At 60.5% G+C, this 19,332-nt stretch carries 10 protein-coding genes; all 10 read left to right on the forward strand.

The features are described 5' to 3' along the window. The first annotated feature begins 452 nt into the window (after positions 1 to 452). A complete protein-coding gene (locus tag ACMO9O_RS10865) occupies positions 453 to 3,770 on the forward strand; it encodes a SusC/RagA family TonB-linked outer membrane protein (RefSeq protein ID WP_418983887.1) in 3,318 nt (1,105 codons plus the stop codon). A gap of 13 nt (positions 3,771 to 3,783) precedes the next feature. Then, positions 3,784 to 5,295, forward strand: a complete 1,512-nt coding sequence (locus ACMO9O_RS10870; RefSeq protein ID WP_418983888.1) for a SusD/RagB family nutrient-binding outer membrane lipoprotein — start codon at positions 3,784 to 3,786, stop codon at positions 5,293 to 5,295. A gap of 12 nt (positions 5,296 to 5,307) precedes the next feature. Then, entirely contained in the window at positions 5,308 to 6,726 is a 1,419-nt protein-coding gene (locus ACMO9O_RS10875) for a calcineurin-like phosphoesterase C-terminal domain-containing protein (RefSeq protein ID WP_418983889.1), read from the forward strand. Next, complete coding sequence (locus tag ACMO9O_RS10880) at positions 6,726 to 8,921, forward strand: DUF5689 domain-containing protein (protein ID WP_418983890.1); 2,196 nt, start codon at positions 6,726 to 6,728, stop codon at positions 8,919 to 8,921. The genes ACMO9O_RS10875 and ACMO9O_RS10880 overlap by 1 nt, the downstream gene beginning before the upstream one ends. 74 nt (positions 8,922 to 8,995) lie before the next feature. Continuing rightward, positions 8,996 to 10,981, forward strand: a complete 1,986-nt coding sequence (locus tag ACMO9O_RS10885) for a calcineurin-like phosphoesterase C-terminal domain-containing protein (RefSeq protein ID WP_418983891.1) — start codon at positions 8,996 to 8,998, stop codon at positions 10,979 to 10,981. A 20-nt stretch (positions 10,982 to 11,001) separates the two neighbouring features. Further along, positions 11,002 to 14,679 (forward strand): BACON domain-containing protein, encoded by a 3,678-nt coding sequence (locus ACMO9O_RS10890; protein ID WP_418983892.1) that lies wholly within the window; start codon positions 11,002 to 11,004, stop codon positions 14,677 to 14,679. Between the two features lie 416 nt (positions 14,680 to 15,095). After that, entirely contained in the window at positions 15,096 to 15,665 is a 570-nt protein-coding gene (locus tag ACMO9O_RS10895; RefSeq protein ID WP_418983893.1) for a UpxY family transcription antiterminator, read from the forward strand. Between the two features lie 26 nt (positions 15,666 to 15,691). After that, positions 15,692 to 16,876 carry a glycosyltransferase family 4 protein gene (locus ACMO9O_RS10900; RefSeq protein ID WP_418983894.1) on the forward strand — a complete coding sequence of 395 codons (1,185 nt, stop codon included), beginning with the start codon at positions 15,692 to 15,694 and terminating at the stop codon, positions 16,874 to 16,876. Between the two features lie 160 nt (positions 16,877 to 17,036). After that, a complete protein-coding gene (locus tag ACMO9O_RS10905; protein WP_418983895.1) occupies positions 17,037 to 17,993 on the forward strand; it encodes a glycosyltransferase family 4 protein in 957 nt (318 codons plus the stop codon). Between the two features lie 11 nt (positions 17,994 to 18,004). After that, positions 18,005 to 19,267: a glycosyltransferase family 4 protein gene (locus ACMO9O_RS10910; protein WP_418983896.1), complete on the forward strand. Its 1,263-nt coding sequence runs from the start codon at positions 18,005 to 18,007 to the stop codon at positions 19,265 to 19,267. Positions 19,268 to 19,332 lie beyond the last annotated feature (65 nt).

Here is a 19,332-nt window from a genome sequence, read left to right on the forward strand (position 1 = left end):
ACAGATAGTGTTTACTTCAATAGGTTGTTATATACTCGGAAGGAAATTCCGTTGAGAGCGGGTATCGAACCACCACGCAATCAGACCATATGATCGGCCGGGAGCGGGGCCCTCACCTGCGGTTACCTCCGTCGTGAACAGCAAAAGTCCCGACAGCCCCTCCCCTATGACAATCCGATGAAAATACCCGCCGCCGGGTTGCAGGACAGTCCCGGCTGCGTATATTTGCAGCGCGAAACGAGCGGGCGCCACCCATAGGAAGGTGTCGACGCGAGCAAAGCGAAAGAACAAGTCTCGAATTTTTCGGTCATAAGTTTTGATATTATCATTAATTTATTTAATTTTGTTTCGTATCAAAACCATAAGGTTGCGTTTTTAAACCGGGCATTCGGAACAAAAACGGGCCGAATCGGGAAGAAACCAATACTTAAAACCAATAACCAAACAAGCCTATGAATCTACCAATCCTCCGAAAGATTCTATTGCCGATCTTGTTTCTGACGCTCTTCGGCCTCTTGGAAGGCCGGGCGCAGGGCAACGTCTCGGGCGTCGTCTACGACGCCGACGGCAAGACGCCGATCGTCGGCGCATCGGTGATCCTCAAGGGGACGACCATCGGTGTGAGCACCAACGTGAAGGGCGAGTACTCGATCCGGATTCCGGACGCCGAGTCCGTACTTCAGTTCATGAGCCTGGGGTACGAAACGCAGGAGATCACCCCAGGCCGCCGCAGCCGCGTGGACGTGACCATGCAGTCGTCGGCCCAGAAGATCGAAGACGTCGTGGTGACCGCGCTGGGCATTACGCGCCAAGAAAAGAGCCTCGGCTACGCCGTCTCGAAAGTCTCGGGCGAGGAGCTGACCAACACCGTTTCGAACAACTGGCTCAACGGCCTGAACGGCAAGGTGGCGGGCATGAACTTCGACCAGGCGTCGACCGGTCCCGGCGGTTCGGTCCGCGTGACGCTGCGCGGCGAGGCGTCGCTCTCGCACGACAACAACACGGCGCTGTTCGTCATCGACGGCATTCCGATCGCCAGCGACATGACTGCATCGAACAGTTCGGGCAGCGCCTACGACGACACGGACGCCCCGGTCGACTACGGCAACGGCGCCAGCGACCTCAATCCCGAGGACATCGAGTCGATCTCGGTGCTCAAAGGCCCCGCTGCTACGGCCCTCTACGGCTCCCGCGCCGCAAACGGAGCCATCGTCATTACCACCAAGGGGGGGGGAACGCCCGGTAAGGGGTTAAACATTACCTTCAACTCCTCGGTCGTACTGGAGAAGGCCGGCTACTGGCCCGACCTCCAGAACGAATACGGCGCCGGCAACGGCACGGCCAGCCAGCGCGAACAGCAGCGCTTCTACTCCTTCTGGTCGGTTCCGGCCAATATGTCCGATACGGGTCAGGCGGTCGCGCGCACCCACTCGGTCTACTCGTTCGGCCCGCGCTTCGAGGGGCAGATGTTCTACAACTACGACAGTGCCGTCTGGGGCAGCAACAACGGCAAGTGGGCGCCGACGGCCTACAACCGCCATCCGTGGGAAGCGCAGGACTGGTACAAAGGCATCTTCGAGACGGGTGTAACGTGGTCGAACAGCATCTCGATCGAGGGTTCGGCCGGCAAGGGCAACTCGATGCGCGTCTCGATCAAGGACATGCGCAACGACTGGATTCTGCCCAACACGGGCTACACGAGCCAGAACGTCAGCATCTCGGTCAACCAGAAGATCAACAAGACGATCAAGCTCGGCGCCAAGGTCACCTACTACCGCAAGGACAGCGACAACATCCCCATGTCGGGCTACTCGGCCGCCTCGCCGCTCTACACGCTTCTCTGGAACAACTCTTCGATCTCGCTCGGCTCCTATTACGACGAGTGGGCCTCGGGCCGTCTGAAGAGCCTGCTGCACGACTACTACACCTCGAACAAGAACAGCACCTATATTATCAACCGCACCGCGGACAACGTCTACATGCAGCTCTACGAGCAGCTCAACACGATGGACCGCGACCGCGTATACGGCAACGTCAACGCCACGTTCCAGATTCTGCCGTCGCTGACGCTGATGGTGCGCACGGGCATCGACTTCCAGTCGGACTTCCGCACGCAGCGCAAACCCAAGTACTCGACCAAGTTCATCGAGGGCCTCTACAAGGAGCAGACCGTCCGCCAGTACGAGATGAACAACGACTTCCTGCTGAGCTGGGCCAAGGTCTTCGGCGACTTCGACATCAAGGCGTCGCTGGGCGGCAACAACATGGTCTACAACTACTCGAACGTCCAGCTGATCGCCGACAAACTCCTCGAGGACGACGTTTACACCATTCAGAACTCGGTCTACCCCGCCACGAACAAGACCCTGCGCCGCGAGAAGTCGATCAACAGCTTCTACGGCGTGGTCTCGCTCGGCTGGCGCAACATGCTCTACCTCGACGTCACGGGCCGCAACGACTGGTCGTCGACGCTCGCCCCGGGCAACAACTCTTACTTCTACCCCTCGGTCAGCGCCAGCGTGCTCATCAACGAGCTGCTGGGCGAGAAGAATCCCAAGTGGATCGACCTGCTGAAAGTGCGCGGATCGTGGGCCAACGTGGGTAACGACACGTCGCCCTACTCGCTCGTGCAGACCTACGCTTCGAGCGACTTCACAAGCGGCTACCTGCTCGACCGCGAGATCAAGAACGCCAACCTCAAGCCCGAGAACGTCGAGAGCTGGGAGGTGGGTCTCGAAGCGCACTTCCTGAAAAACCGCGTCGTCTTCGACGCCGCCTACTACGATTCGTCGACCACCAACCAGATCATCAACGTGCCGGTCGACCCGATCTCGGGCGCTTACTACAAGCTGATCAACGCCGGCGAGGTCAACAACCACGGCATCGAGCTTTCGGCTTCGTTCACGCCTATAAAAACAAAGGACATCCGCTGGACGATCAACCTGAACTGGGCCAAGAACTGGAACAAGCTGGTCGAGCTGGCCCCCAACGTCGAATTTTGGCAGCTCAACAATTCCAATACCTTCGGCAACCGCGTCTACATCCGCGCCTACCCGGGCACGGAGCTGGGCCGCATCTACGGTCAGGGCTTCAAGCGTGCCCCCGAGGGAGCCTACTACGTCGACAGCAACGGTGCGAAGATCGACTGCTCGGGCGAGGTGGTCGTGTCGCCCACAGACGGCAGCCCCATGCTGAGCGACGATCTGATGGACCTCGGTTCGATCTACCCCGACTGGACAGGCGGCTTCAGCACCAGCTTCTCGTGGCGCAACCTGCGCCTTTCGGCCTCGTTCGCCGGACAGTACGGCGGCCGCGCATTCTCGATCTCGATGGTCAACCTCTCGCTCTCGGGCAAGCTGAAAAACTCGCTTCCGGGGCGTTACGAAGGGTTGCTGGTCGACGGCGTGAAGCAGCTGGCGGACGGGACCTACGCCAAGAACGACGTGGTGGTTACGGACGTGGTGGACTACTACACCACCTCCAAATACAGCCGTGACAACATCGAAAGTTCGACCTACGACTGCTCCTACCTGAAAATGAAGGACCTGCGCATCGAATACTCGCTGCCCAAGCGCATCTGCGCCAAGAGCCGCTTCCTGCAGGGGGCATCGCTCGCCTTCTTCGCCACCAACCTCTTCTGCATCACCAACTGGCCGATGTACGATCCGGAGGTGGGTTCGATGAACGGCTCCTCGATCAGCCGCGGCATCGAGGCGGGCGCCTACCCCATGACGCGCACCTACGGCTTCAACCTCAAGTTACAGTTCTAACACCGTGCAAGCTATGAAAACACTCAAATACACCCTCTTCGCCGCAGTTGCGTGCCTGATGCTCGGGACCGCTTGCACGCACAAGTTCGACGAGTACAACACCGACCCCAACCGCATGGTGGAGGGGAAGGCCGAGCCGATGAGCTTCCTGGAGAACATCGTCTTCGACGGAGCGGACCTGCTGCTGTACCGCACCTACCAGATCAACGGCGAACTGATCCAGTACACCGTGTCGACCACCGTGTCGAACGCCTTCCACCGCTTCATCGTCACCAACGGCAATGCGTCGAACTGCTGGAACGAGCTGGCGACCGCCGCGGCGAACGCCAACGAGATGATCTCCCTGGCGCAGCTCAAGGACCGCAAGGAGTGCGAAGCCGTGGGGCTGACCATGCGGACTCTCTTTCTCCAGTCGCTCACCGATATGTTCGGCGACATTCCCTGTTCGGAGGCTTTCCAGGGCCGCGACGGCAACACGATGCCGCGCTTCGATGCTCAGGAGGAGGTCTATGCGCAGCTGCTCGCCGACCTGGAGCGCGCCAACGAACTCTACGCCGCAAGCGGCGTGACTACGCTGCAATACCCCAACAAGGACCTGCTCTACGGGGGCGACGTCTCGAAGTGGCGCAAGTTCAACAACTCGCTCTACCTGCGCCTGTTGATGCGCGTCAGCGGCCGCGACGCCTACCTCGACGTAGCCAAACGGCTCAAAGAGGTCGTCGCCCAGCCCGACACATGGCCCGTGTTCACGTCGAACGACGATGCCGCCGTGATGAAGTTCACGGGCGTGACCCCCAACGAGAACCGCTTCGGCAAGATGAACTCCAAGTCGTTCACCGTGACGGGCCGCCGCGCCTGCCAGCACATGGCCGACCTGATGACCCCCTCGAAGGACCCGCGCTACGAGATCTATTTCGAGCCGAAGGGGCAGGGCTGGTCGGGACTGATCAGCGGCCGCGCCATCAAGGAGGACGAGGGCGAGGATTCGACGGCCGACTACCTGCGCAAGACCGTGCTGGGCGACTACACCTCGTGGTACGCCTTCATGCGCTACGACGAAGTGCTGTTCATCCTCGCGGAAGCCGCCCAGCGCGGCCTGATCGGGGGTGGCGAGGCGGTCGCCGCCGACTGCTACACGCGCGCCGTCGAGGCTTCGGTCCGCTACTGGGGCTCGCAGACCGCCAAGCAGCCCGACGACATCGTGATCGAGGACTTCCTGGCCAAGGTGGCCTACGACGGCTCCTACAAACAGCTCGTCGAGCAGAAGTACATCGCCCTGTTCTGGTGCGGCTACGAGGGGTGGAACGAGTACCGCCGCACGGGCTACCCCATCCTCACGATCAACGAGGGCACGAAGAACAACCACGTCGTGCCGCGCCGTTTCGAATACCCCAACATCACGCGCGACACCAACCTGGACAACTATCAGGCGGCGCTGACGCGCCTGCAGGAGCGCTATCAGGGCGGCGACGACATGCTCACGCCCGTCTGGTGGAGCAAGGAGGGCATCCGCCGATACCGTTAACCGAACGAGGTTATGAAAAGAACTTCTTTCTTTACACTCATCCTGCTCGCAGGGCTGCTCTTCGCCGCCGAAGTCACGGGCCGCGTCACGGCTGCGGGCAAACCGCTCGCCGGCGTGGCCGTGTCGGACGGGGTGAGCATCGTGCGCACCGGCGCGGACGGACGCTTCACGCTCACAGCGGCCGACCAGGCGCCGCTCGTCTGGGCCGTCACCCCGTCGGGCCATGTCGCCCCCTATGCCGACGGCACGCCCCGCTTCTGGCTTCCCGTCGACGGGCGCGCGGCCTATGAATTCGAATTTCTCCCCGCTCCCGGTCCCTTCACGCTGCTGGCCGTGGGCGATCCGCAGCCCAAGACCGCCAAGCACATGAAGCGGCTCGTGAACGAGGTCGTGCCCGACTGGCAGCAGACGATCGCCGACGTGCGGGCCGCAGGCGGACAACCCGCCATGCTGGTGCTGGGCGACGTGGTTTGGGACGCGCCGGAACTCGCCCCGCAGATGCGCAGCCTCTTCGCCGGGTTAGGCATCCCGGTCTATACGGTCATCGGCAACCACGACCACCTGATCGCCGAGTCGGAGGACGCCGCCTCGACGCGGAACTACCGCGGGGTATTCGGACCGACCTACTACGCATTCGACTTGGGCGACACGCACTTCGTGGTGCTCGACAACATCGTCTACCACGGCCGCAAGGTCTACGAGGAGGCGATCGACGAGGGTCAGCTCGACTGGCTGGCCAAATACGTGGAGCTGCTCCCGAAAGGTTCGCGGCTCTGCATCGCCATGCACGCCCCCTTCCAAAAGTACTGGCGCGACTTCGCCCGCATGGGCAACGGCGACCGGCTACTGGAGATCGTGGCGGAGTACGAGGTGCATTTCATCACGGGACACACCCACATCAACTCCAACCTGGAGGTCGTGCCAGGGGTGATCGAACACAACGTGGCCCAGGTGGCGGGCAACCTCTGGCACGCTCCGCTCAACCAGGACGGCACGCCGCGCGGCTACCAGCTCTTCTGCGAAGGCCCCTCCGGGCTGGAGTGGCACTACAAGACGCTCGGCAAACCGCTCGACTACCAGATCGAACTCTACACCCCGGGCCGCGTGCCCGCACACCCGGCCGCCGTGGTGGCCAAAGTGTGGAACTGGGACCCGCAGTGGCGCATCGAGTGGAGCCAGGACGGACGGCCGATGGGCGCGATGGAGCGCTACGCCGCGCTTGCCGATCCCGACTACTCCGATCACCTCGCCGAGGCCCGGAGCCGGGCGGAAGCCGCCGGCAAGCCGCTCTCCAAGTCGCAGTATGCCCGGCCCGCTTTCTTCTACTTCGGCGCCGAACCCGACCCCGAGACCCGGATCGTGGAGGTTACGGCCACCGACCGCTTCGGCAACCGCTACACCCAAACGTTGAACCTGAAAAACGAACTATAATGAACCGATTCCAACATATCCTTTCCCGCCTGGGTTCGACGCTGATCGCCGCCGCGGCCCTCGCGACGGGAACCATCCCGGCGGCCTGCTCCGACGACGACGGCGTGTCGGGCGAGCGCTTCCTCTACATCGAGGGCGGGCGCTACGACTTCGAGCTTGGCTCCGACGGCAACGTCGGCAAGAATGTCAACGGCGAGTGGAACACGCTGCAAACGGCCTTCTACAACGGCGGCGCGGAGCGTCTCTGCCTGCGTTCGAACATGGGCGCATGGCGCATCGAGCCCCTCTACGCCGAAGATTCGGAGTGGATCGACCTCTGGCCCGACCACGGAACCGACGACGGCCGCTTCTACCTGGCCGTGGACCGCAACCTGACGGCCTATTCGCGCGTGGCGACGCTCAACGTCGTGGCCGAGGGGCGCGTGGTGCAGACCCTGCGAATCAGTCAGAAACCCGGTCTGCCCTCGATCGGGATCGACATGGACGGTCTGACCACTTTCACGCTCCCGACCAAGGGCGCCGTGCGGACCATCCGCATCGCCTCGAACATCGGCTGGAAGCCCGTGGCCGAGGACGAAGCCTCCGCCTGGATTTCGTTCGCCAACCAGACCGACAATTCGGTCGACGTGCTCGTCGCGGAGAACCCCGAGGAGGACGTGCGCACGGGCAAGGTGTCGTTCGTCATGGTCGGCACGGGCAACGAGGACGTGAAGGCCTCGATCGAGATCAAGCAGAAGGGACAGCGCTCGTCGTTCGACCGGGCCGAGAAGAAGACCATCGCCGAGGTGCTCGCCGAGCTGGGTCCCGACGGCACGATCTCGGGCAACGTCTACGTCGAGGCTTCGGTGGTGAGCGATCCGCTGACGCTCAACTTCGACCCGGCCTACATCGCCTACTCCACCAACCTCGTACCGACGCTCAACAACCGGTTGATGTGGGTGCAGGACGAGAGCGGCCGCGGTCTCTTGATCGAGTTCCTCGATGCGGCCTACAATACCTATAAGTTCAACGATCGTCTCCAGGTGCATCTGGTCGATCAGCGTCTGATCGTGGACGAGAAGCTGGGCATTCGCAAGATTTCGGGCTTCACGGCGGACGACATACCCGCCTGCGAGGCGGGCACGGGTGTCGAACCGCTGCGTCTGGCCGACCTTTCGGGGGTGGACAACTACGAAAACACGCTCGTAAGGATCGAGAACGTCGAGTTCGCCGTCCCGATGGGAACCTACGTCAACATCGACGAGCGGCAGTACGGCAAGATCAACGCCAAGGGGCTGATGGACTCGCCGCGCCAGTATGCGCACCTGCTGCGCGACGCTGCGGGCAACGTCGTACCGCTCTACACCACCTCCTCGTTCACCGACAAGTTCGCGCGCCTGATCCCGCGCGGCGGCGGTGCCGTGACGGCCATCGTCACCAAAAACATCGTCGCCGGGGAGACGCAGACCGTGCTGCGGCTGCGCAGCAACGCCGACAATGCCGTGGCCGACGACGCCTCGACCCGGCTGACGCGCATGGTGGTCGAGTTCGGCCCCTTCACCTCCTTCGGAACGCTGCAGGAGGTCAAGGCATCGACCGGAACCGGCACGATCAAGACCTCGATCTTCAAGCAGATCGTCAACGCCTCGGAGTATTCCGGATCGTCGGCCACCTCCGACTACATGTACTGGTCGTGGACCTATGCGCGCCGCACGACGGCCACGCTCGATGCCGACCAGGTGGCCACCCCGCCGCTCACGGGCAGCATCACCGAGAATCCGCGCGAATACGAGATGCAGTACCCCTGTCTGAACTGCAACACCTGGTGGCAGGGCAACGGCTCCTCTATCCGCGACGCCGACGGCGAGGCGTGGATCGCCACGATCTCCACCGAGGGCGCGACGGGCCAACTGTCGCTGACGTTCACCACCGCCAGCTCGAGCGGCGGTCCGCGCGACTTCATCCTCGAGTGGGCTTCGACGGAGGAGACCCCGGCGGCCGAATGGCACACCATCGCCGAGTACAAGTCGGGCAACTGGGACGCCAACTACCAGCTCAAGCAACTCTCGTTCCGGCTTCCGGCGGAGCTGAGCGGACAGAAGTCGGTGGTTATCCGTCACCGCGTGGCGGCCAACATCCGCTCGAACGATGCGGCCAACATCACCACGGGAGGTACGAACCGAATCGGCTACTGGGCCGTCTCGGAGGTAAAATAGCAGTCCGGGGTCGGTGCGCGCTTTCCACGCGCCGCACCGACCCGATAGGAAAAGAACGATAAAAAAACAGCGACATGAAATTCAACCATATCCTCAAATTCCTGCTTTGGAGCCTGCTGGCCGCACCGCTGCTGCTCGCGGCCTGCTCGGACGATGAACCCGACCCCGTGTTCCAGAGCCAGAAACTCGTGCGCGACGTGCTCGTTCCCGAATACCTGGAAATGTACGCGGGACAGGAGTTCGAAATCCAGGGCAAAGGCTATCTTACGGGCGACGTGATCCGCTTCGCCGACGGGCAGTCGACGATCGACATGCCGGTCGCGGAGGCCGGCCCCGCCTATGCGCGCTTCACGGTCCCGGAAGCCATCCGGGAGGCGGCTTACACGCTGACGCTCCATCGCGGCGAAGCGTCGCAGCTGCTCGGACGGACCATCGTTAGGATCGTCCGCAACACGGACGTGCCGGACAAGGAGGGCATGAACATCAAAGGCATGGTCTACTGCGGAACGGAGGGCCTCGCCGGCGTATGGGTCTCCGACGGCATTGCCTTCACGCAGACCGACCAGAACGGCTGCTACTGGCTCCGAAGCGACAAATACCACGGTTACGTCTTCGTCTGCCTGCCGTCGGGCTACCAGCCCGAGGTGACCAAGGCGCAGCCCGCATTCTGGGCCTCGCTCTACAAGGACGCGTCTCACTGCGAGCAGCACGACTTCCGCCTGATGCGGATCGACAACGACCGGCACACGCTGGTGGTGCTGACCGACGTGCACCTGGCCAACCGCAACTCGCCGCTCGACTACAAGCAGTTCGCCGACGGGTTCATGAAGGACGCCGCGGCCTTCGCGGCCGCCAACGCCTCGTCCCCGATCTACGGGCTGAATCTGGGTGACCTGTCGTGGGACGGCTACTGGTACAAGCAGTCGTGGGCGCTGCCCGAGTGCAAGGACGCCCTCGCCGCGCTGCCCTTCCCGCTCTTCTCGACGATGGGCAACCACGACAACGACCCGCGCGTGGCGGGCGACTTCCCGGCCGAGGCTCCCTACAAGCAGCAGATGGGTCCCTCCTACTACTCGATGAACATCGGCAAGGTGCACTACATCCTGCTCGACGACAACGTTTATCTCAATCCCGCCGCCAACGAAGACGACCGTTCCTATGACAAGTACGTCGTTCCGAGCCAGCTCGACTGGCTCCGCGAGGACCTTTCGCACGTGGACAAGCAAACCCCGATCGTGGTGGGCATGCACTGCCCGGTCTACACGATCGGCAACCTGCTGGGCGGCTTCGTCCTCTACCGCGCCTTCTCGGACGGCGGTTCGTCGGCGGGCTCATCGGAGCTGGCGGCCTGCTTCAAGGGGTTCAAGGAGGTGCACCTCGTCAGCGGCCACACGCACATCAACCGCACCATGCCCCTCTCGGCCAACGGCGTGACGGGCGCGGACTACATGATCGAGCACAACATCGCGGCCGTCTGCGGCACGTGGTGGTGGACGGCGCAGTATGCCGGCAACAACATCTGCCGCGACGGCAGCCCCGACGGCTACAAGGTCTTCGAGATCGACGGCGGGAAGCTGACGTGGTATTACAAAGGGGTCGGGCTGGAGAAGAACCGCCAGTTCCGCACCTACGACATGAACGCCGTGAAGAAATATTGGGCTTCCGACGCACAGATCGCGGCGATGGGCGCCAAATACCCCGCCCGCCTGAAAGACTACGACAAGGTCGGCGAAAACGAGGTGCTCATCAACCTCTGGAGCTACGAACCCTTCGGCAAGGAGGGGTGGACGGTGACCGTCACCGAGAACGGCCGGGAACTGGAGACCCGCTCGGTCTGGCTGCGCGATCCGCTGCACACCGTCTCCTACGACGCGCCCCGCACGGCCAAGAGCGGAGCCTACACCGATTCGTTCGCCTCCGTCGAAAGCTCGCACATGCTGCTGGTGACGGCTTCGTCGCCCAACTCGACGCTCGAGATCTCGGTCACCGACAAGTTCGGCAACACCTCGACCGAGACCATGACCCGGCCCAAGCCCTTTTCGAACAAGGCCATCCAATAACCCCCAAGCGATAAACGATCATGAAAAAACATAATCTTTTCCGACTGCTGGCCGCCCTGGCCGCCTCGACGGCGCTCGCGTGGGGCAGCGCGTGCACGGACGATCCCGACACGACGCCCGAAGCACGGCTCGACGTGAGCACGACGAGCGTCAGCGTCACCAAGCGCGGCGTGGACCGCAACGGCAACGACGCCTACATCCGCATCAACTCCAACGTCTACTGGACGGCCTCCTACCCCGAGGACGACCGCACGTGGCTTACGCTGTCGGCCCTCGCGGGCGATCCCGGCACGACGACCCTCACGCTGAGCTTCACCGCCAACGAAGAGGCCGCCGAACGCCGTTCGACCATCCGTCTGGAGACCTACGACGGGACCTCGCGCGACATCGCCGTCATTCAGCGCGGCACGGGCGAGGTGATCGTACTGATGAACGACGGTTTCGGCGGGCAGTACAACGAGGGAACGCCCATCGAGCGCTACATCCCCTCCTCGACCGAAGGCATCGACGCCGAGCGCATCGCCTACGACGGCACGCAGGCGTTCATCAGCATGGAGAACCCGTCGTACGGCTACGAAGGCGCTTCGGGCGGCAACAACATCCTGCTCAGGGGCGCGGACGCCGCGCTGGTGGTCATGGGCGTGGACGCCGTGCGCGATCAGCGTTTCGATGTGAGCTTCGGCCTCTATGCCGCCGAGGCGTTCTCGACCGAAGACTTCGCGCTGGAGATCAGCCGCGACAACGAGAAGTGGGCCGACGTGCCGTACACCCTCTCGCAGGCCGCCGATCAGGCAGCGGTCCGCGCCGAGGTCGCAGGCTGGCAGATGGCGCTGGCGTCGTTCCGCATCCAGGAGCCCGTCGAGGAGTTCTTCATCCGTCTGCGGGCCGTCGCCGACCGCGATTTCCGCATCGACGACCTCTCGGTCGAGGAGGGAACGGACGCCGGACAGGAGATAGAATTTCCGGGCGACGATCCGGGTCCCGGCCCGCAGCCCGGCAAGGTCTATCTGGAAGAGAATTTCGACTGGATCACCGCCGAGTGGGGCGGCAGCGACTACTTCGACGGCAACAAGTCGACCACCGAAATGGCCGTCACCGGCAAACTCGCTCCGGAGTATCAGGCCATCTGGGACAGCCACGGCTTCACCTCCGTATCGGGCAAAGCCTACTGCCGCATCGGCTACATCAAGATCGGCACGACCTCCGTCGCGGGCGACATCGTGACGCCCAAACTGTCGGAAGTGCCCGCCGGAAGCGACCTGACGCTGACGTTCAAGGCCGTCTCCTACAACGCGACAGAGACCGACAATACGCTGCGCATCAATGTGCTGGGCGCAGGCGAGGCCGACGTGAAGATTCTCACGATCGACAACGCCAGCTACCCCGCCGGTGCTTCGACCCGGGAGGAGCGCGCCAACTGGCGCGAGTACACCGTCCAAATCACGGGAGCCAGCGCCGAAACCCAGATCCAGCTGCAGGCCGCCACGGCCGCCAAGTGCCGCTTCTTCTTCGATGACATCAAGATCGCGGGTACGGGCGAACCCGAGCAGCAGGTCGAGGGGCTGCCCGTCGTGTGGTCGTTCTCCCCGACCGCTCCCGACGAGGGGCTTGTCCGGGTCAACGAGAAGTTCGAACTGGAGGAGTACGTCTACTACTCCGACGACAAGGCCGCCCGCCTCGAACCGGTGCTGGCCGTTGCGGCGCAGAAACCCGGCACGTATAAATGGGTGGAGAAAATCTCCGACGCGCTGGGTTACAACAACCGCTTCCTGATGTACAGCTTCGCCCAGGACGACTACTGGCTCTTCACCGTTCCTGTGAAGCACTTCAAGGCCGGAACCGAGATCCAGCTGCAAACCGAGCTTTCGGCTTCGGCCGCCGGTCCGAAGTTCTACGCGATCGAATACTCCGCGGACAAGACGACTTGGACGGCGGTCAACACGCGCAGCGGCGAATTCGGCTCCACGAGCGGCTCCGTAGCTCCGCATACGATCGACTATACGTTCATGCTCCCCTACGCCGCGGCGGCCAACGAAGCCTGCGCCGTTTCGGAGACGTTCGCCGTCAATGCGGAGATCGAGGAGGGTGAGTTGTACATCCGGCTGCGGGTCTGCGACGCCCTGTCGAACAAACTCGACAAGAATATCATAGCCGGCAACGGCGGCACGAGCCGCGTCCGCCGCTCGGTCGACGCCGACGGCAACTACCTCTCGCCCGCCACGAGCATTTCGCTCGCCTCGGAGACCCCCGCCCCGACGCCGACCCTCACGCTGGGCGGCCTGACGGGCAACGCGCTCGCATTCGAGGCCGAGGAGACCGCGGCCAAAGAGTTCACCGTCGCTTCGACCGTGGCGGACTGGACGCTCGTCTCGGGGATCGATGCGTGGGCCGACGTGACCCCACGCAGCGGCAAAGCCGGAGAGACCGTCACGGTGACGGTTACACCTAAAGCGGCCAACACCGGAGCTGCGCGGAGCGGCAAACTGACCTTCACGGCGGGTTCCGCTGTGCGGTCGATCGACGTGGAGCAGGCGGCATTCGTCGCCGCGCTGGTGTTCGACGATCTGACGGGCGATGCGCTCGCCTTCCAGGCCAACTCCACCCTGCCCCAGTCCTTCACCGTCACGGCGAACGTGGCGTGGAACGCCTCGACCACGGCCGACTGGTTCGAATTCTCGCCGGCGACGGGTCTGGCGGGCAAGACGATCGTCACGGTGACGCCCAAGAGCGTTTACGAGGGCGATACGTCCCGTTCGGGCGAGATCGTCTTCACGGGCGACGGACTTGAGAACAAGCAGGTGACCGTCACGCAGAGCGCCGTCGAGGAGGAGCACGCCGCCGGTTACGTCTTTTTCAGCGACGACTTCGACTACCTGACCGCCGAATGGGACGACGCCTACCCCAAATACGGCTGGCCGAGCGACAAGCAGGGAACGACCAAGTACAACGAGTACGCCGTCCCCGACCAGTCGCAGTTCTACACGGGCAAAATGTGGACGACCGCAGACCCCGACAAGCGCATCTACGCCCGCTACGAAGGGCACGTCAAGCTCGGCAACGGCTCCAACACGGGTTCCATGACCACCCCAGCGATGGAGGAGATCACCGCCGGAGCCACGGCGCTGCTCAAGGTGTCGTTCTACGGAGCCTGCTACGCCACGGCAACGGGTAAGCTCAACGACCGGAAGAGCATCACGCTGACCGTCGAGGGCGGCGGCACGATCGACGGGGCGACCGAAAAGGTCGTCGCGCTGGACAACTACTTCTGCTGGAAGAAATACTGGGTCTATGTAGCCGGCGTAACGGCCCAGACCAAGATCCGGTTCGGTACGGTCGAAAAGGTCGCAGGCCGCGTCTACGTCGATAATGTCGTCGTGGAAAAGGCCGACGGGACGACGACCGAAGCGGGTTCGGAAGCCGTCGAAACGGTGGCCGAACTGGCGATGGACACCGCTCCGCTCGAAGTCGCGGCCGGCGGGAAGGCGGAACTGACCGTCCGCTCGAACGTGGCCTACACCATCGCCAGCGACAAAGCATGGCTTACCCCTTCGCCCGCATCGGTCAACGCCAAGGGCCTTCCGGCCGCAATCACGCTGACCGCCGCGGCCGATGCTCCGGCGGGTGAGAGCGCCGTAGTGCGCGTCACGGCTGGCGATCGGACCGGCGAGGTGACCGTGACGGCAGCGGCCGCACAATAGCGTCCTGCATTTCTGCTCAACTCCCCTCCGGCTTATTCGCCGGAGGGGAGTTTTTCATGCCGCGGTCGCATCCGTCGCCGAAATCTCTGCGGTTTATTTTCCGATTTGGAAATAAAGCGTTATATTTGCACCGAAAAGTTGGGCGATATAGACCGTTTGGTATGTATCGGCAACGAAAAAGACAAACAGAGGCGCATATCAAAGAGCAAAATGCTCTTCGTATGCCCTTTTTTGTATACAGCGCGACCGAAAAGGATAATCACATACCCAACTGTCGTAAACGGCCGCACGGTATTTTTTCGTAACTTTGCAAAAATCGGAATCGCAGGTCCTATCGTAGGAATGCGTGTGTGAGTGGATAATCGAGTTCAAACGAATGTACGCCTTGGCAGTTTATGCGGAGGCGACCCCGGAATATGCACCTGAACGAAGAGGCGGAAAACAGGGAGGAGTGGTTCGCGCTGCGGGTCACCTACAGCCGCGAGCTGAAGGTCAAGGCGCAGCTGGATGCGATCGGCATCGAAAGTTACGTGCCGATGCATTTCGAAACGAGAACCCGCAACGGGCAGCCGCGCAAAGTGTGGGCGCCGCTGATTCACAACCTGCTCTTCGTGCGCGCCTCGGCCCTCAGGCTGCGCTCGCTCAAAAGTACGACCGACCTGCCGATCCGCTACATCATGGATCGGGCGAGCGGCTCGCCGGCCGTGATTCCCGAGCGGCAGATGCGCGATTTCATGGCCGTGGTGGCGACCTGCGACGCGCACGTGGAGATCGTTCCGCCGCAGAGCATCGAACTGAGCCGCGGCGACCGGGTTCGGGTGACCGGCGGTCCGTTCGCCGGCATCGAAGGCCGTTACATCCGCCACAAGGGTCACAGCAAGGTAGCCGTCGCCGTCCGTGATATCGCCACCGCACTGACGGCCTACGTACCCGCGAAATTCATCGAAAAACTCGATCCGGACACGCCGATAACCGAAAAAGCGTAAAAGCACCGACGCAAAAAAAGTCGCCCATGGAATACTTCGACTATTTCAAACTGATCGTTCTTCCATTCTTCATCTCGCTGGCCTCGGTGTGGATCATCCATCCGCACATCGTCAAGGTCGCCAAGGTCAAGGGCATCGTGGACAATCCCAACGCCCGAAAGTTGCAGAAAGAACCCGTCCCCGTCCTGGGCGGCGTAGCGGTCTTTTTCGGCATCTTCATGAGCTTCTCGTTCGCCAACATGCTGGCCGAGTGCTCGGAGTTGTTCGTGCTGATGACCTCCATGCTGCTGATGCTCTACCTGGGTTCGATCGACGACATTCTCGATCTGCGGGCAGTCAGCCGGCTCATCGTGCAGATCGGAGCCGTGCTGGTGCTGATCTACATGGGCGGCGACTATGAGATCGACCACATGTACGGGCTGGCGGGGATCCAGGCCCTGCCGCAGTGGATCGCCGTACCGCTGACAGTGTTCGCCGCCGTGGGCATCATCAACGCGACGAACCTGATAGACGGCGTGGACGGTCTCTCGTCGGGATTCGGGGTGATGGCCAGCATCGTCTTCTCCGTCGCCTTCTTCTATACGGGCGACTACCCGATGGTGATCCTCTGCGCCGCGACGGTCGGCTCGCTGACGCTCTTTTTCCTGCACAACGTCTTCGGCAAAAAATCCAAAATGTTCATCGGCGACGGCGGCACGCTGATGCTGGGGATTATCCTGGCGGCCTACGTGATCCGCCTGATCTGCTCGGCGCAGCCGCTCGACGGGGCCGCGCTGCCCAACGAGCGCGCCTCGGTCATCCCCTTTACGCTGGCCGTGCTCTCCATCCCCGTTTTCGATACGCTGCGCGTGATGAGCACCCGCATCCTGTCGGGACATTCGCCGTTCCATCCGGACAAAACCCACCTGCACCACATGTTCATCGACCTGGGCTTCTCGCACGTCATCACCACCGTTTCGATCCTTACGCTAAATTCGCTGGTGATCGCCGTCTGGGCCGCGACCTGCTTCGCAGGGTGCTCGGCCAACACGCAGACGCTCGTGGTATTTGCAACCAGCATCGCCTGCACGTTCGGACTTTACCGGGCCATCCTCACGTTCAAACAGCGCTACCCCGAACGATATGCCCGGCTTTCGGAATTCATCCGCGTCAGACAGCCCCGCCGCGACGGCTGGTTCCTCACGGTGCAGAAGATCGTGGACAGTATATAACGCAGGCATTCATCCTATTGTTTCTTGCATTCCGGCTGGTCAATCGATTCAATATCAAATATCGGTCAATTAACTCATGGCTCGGGTTTTAGTCGTTGCTACTTCGCGTAAGACAAGAGGTGGTATCACATCTGTTATTAAGGCTTACGAAAATACGCCCATGTGGCACACGTTTCATTGCAGATGGATCCAAACTCATCGTGATGGTCCCGTTTTCCGTAAGCTTTTATACCTCACGACTGCCTATATCGAATTTTTGTGCGTAATCTGGTTTTATACTATCGTTCATGTACATTTGACGGCTGAAACATCGTTGAAGCGCAAAACTGGATTTATCACGATTGCCCGATTGCTAAGAAAAAAAGTCATTATCCATTTCCATCCGAGCGGCCCCCAGATACTCGATAATCCCACCAACATTATCGACCTTAAAAGTAAGTTTTCAAAAGCAGACTTGGTGCTGGTCCTGTCCCCCGAATGGGCTCGCTTGATAAAAGCGAAATTAACTATTTCGGATAATGTAAGGGTCCTGTACAATCCCTGTCCCACAGTCACACGCAGTGTTCTTCGTGAGAGTTATATTCTGTTTGCCGGTACGTTGATACCGCGAAAAGGTTATGCCGACCTGATACGTGCATTTGCCATGATCGCCAAAGATTTTCCGAACTGGAAAGTCAAATTTGCCGGTAATGGGGAAACAGACAAAGCCATCTGTCTGGCAAAGGAATGTGGCGTAGATCATCAGATCGATTTTTTGGGTTGGATTGAAGGCGATAAAAAAAAGGAAGCATTTCAGCATGCGTCGATATATTGTCTTGCCAGTGAGGGAGAAGGCTTCCCGATGGGTTTGCTCGATGCCTGGGCGTATGGAATACCTGCGGTTGTAACCCCGGTAGGCGGCATTCCCGACATCGTCAAAGACGGTGAAAATGGTTTGGTATTTCCCATTAACGATACAGAGGTTCTGGCTCAAAAATTAAAACAGCTGATCGAAGATTCCCGATTGCGAAATAACTTGGTTCGTGAGGCAGACCGATACGTGGACGAGGTTTTCAATATATCACACCTGAGCAAGAAGTTAAGCGATCTGTACCAATCCTTAATTGAACGTTCTTAATCGCATGATGTATGCTTAACATACTGGTCAATGCCTACGCTGTCAATCCGGAATGGGGCAGTGAACCCGGGATGGGCTGGAACTGGGTATCCAATTTGGCAAAGTATTGCAATCTGCACATCATCACAGAGGGCGAGTGGAGGGAGGAGATCGAATGCGCAGTATCGAAGCATCCCTACAAGGATCACCTTCATTTCCATTACAACACATTACCCGACAAGATCAGGAAAATGTGCTGGAATCAAGGCGACTGGCGTTTTTACTGGTACTATCGCAAATGGCAGAAACGCACTTTGGAGATTGCACGCCGAATCTGTAATGAACATAGGATCGATATCATCCATCAACTTAACATGGTCGGTTTTCGTGAGCCCGGCTATCTATGGAAGATCAAGGAAATTCCCTTCGTTTGGGGGCCTGTAGGCGGCATGGAGTTGATGCCTGTTGCTTATTTCAAAGATGCACCGAATAGATTGCGTCTATTCTCATTACTCAAGAATGCAGTGAATGATTGGCAACGCAAGCATTCGGGCCGCGTACGCAAAACAATCGAACACGCTTTGTGCGTGATTGCCGCAACGGACAAAGTAGCGGACTTTATTCGCAGCTACCACGGCAAAGAGGTCGTCATGATTAACGAAACGGGTTGCTACCGGGTTGAAAACGGCAAGGAAAAAAGTCAGGACCGTAAAACTTTCGATGTCTTATGGGTAGGCCGGTTTATTTACAGCAAGCAACTGCCTTTGGCAATAAAGGCTATTATCGCCACCAAAAACACCAATATCCGTCTTCACATTTGCGGCGAAGGGTCGATGGAGACAGTCGATGCATGTCGCACCCTACTATCCCGAGCCGGCTGCCTGGATCGCTGCGAATGGCATGGCCGCGTCAAGCACGACGATGTACTGGCTTTGATGCATCAGATGGATATTATGTTGTTTACTTCGATTATGGAGGCAACATCCACGGTCGTGTTGGAGGCCATGCAGGCCGCACTTCCCGTCGTGTCGTTCGATACCTGCGGGTTTGGTCCGATCGTATCGGAATTCGGAGGCATTACCATTCCGCTCACCACCCCTGAACGCTCGGTAAAAGATTTTGGTCGTATTTTGAATGATCTGGAACAACACCGTGAAAAACTGGAAGTTCTACGAACCCGAATCATCCAACAGCGCGACTCCCTGACCTGGGAGGCAAAAGCGGCCAAGGTGATGAATATTTACAATCGAATTGCGGATAAGGGAAAACGGCAATCCCACGCTTCAATCCGGTAGTCCGATCCGTGATATTTTATCCAGAATAAGAATTAATCCAGCAAAAGTTACTTAATTTGTCTTTT

The organism is Alistipes sp. (genome assembly GCF_048465635.1).
In the GTDB taxonomy this organism is placed as follows: Bacteria; Bacteroidota; Bacteroidia; order Bacteroidales; family Rikenellaceae; genus Alistipes.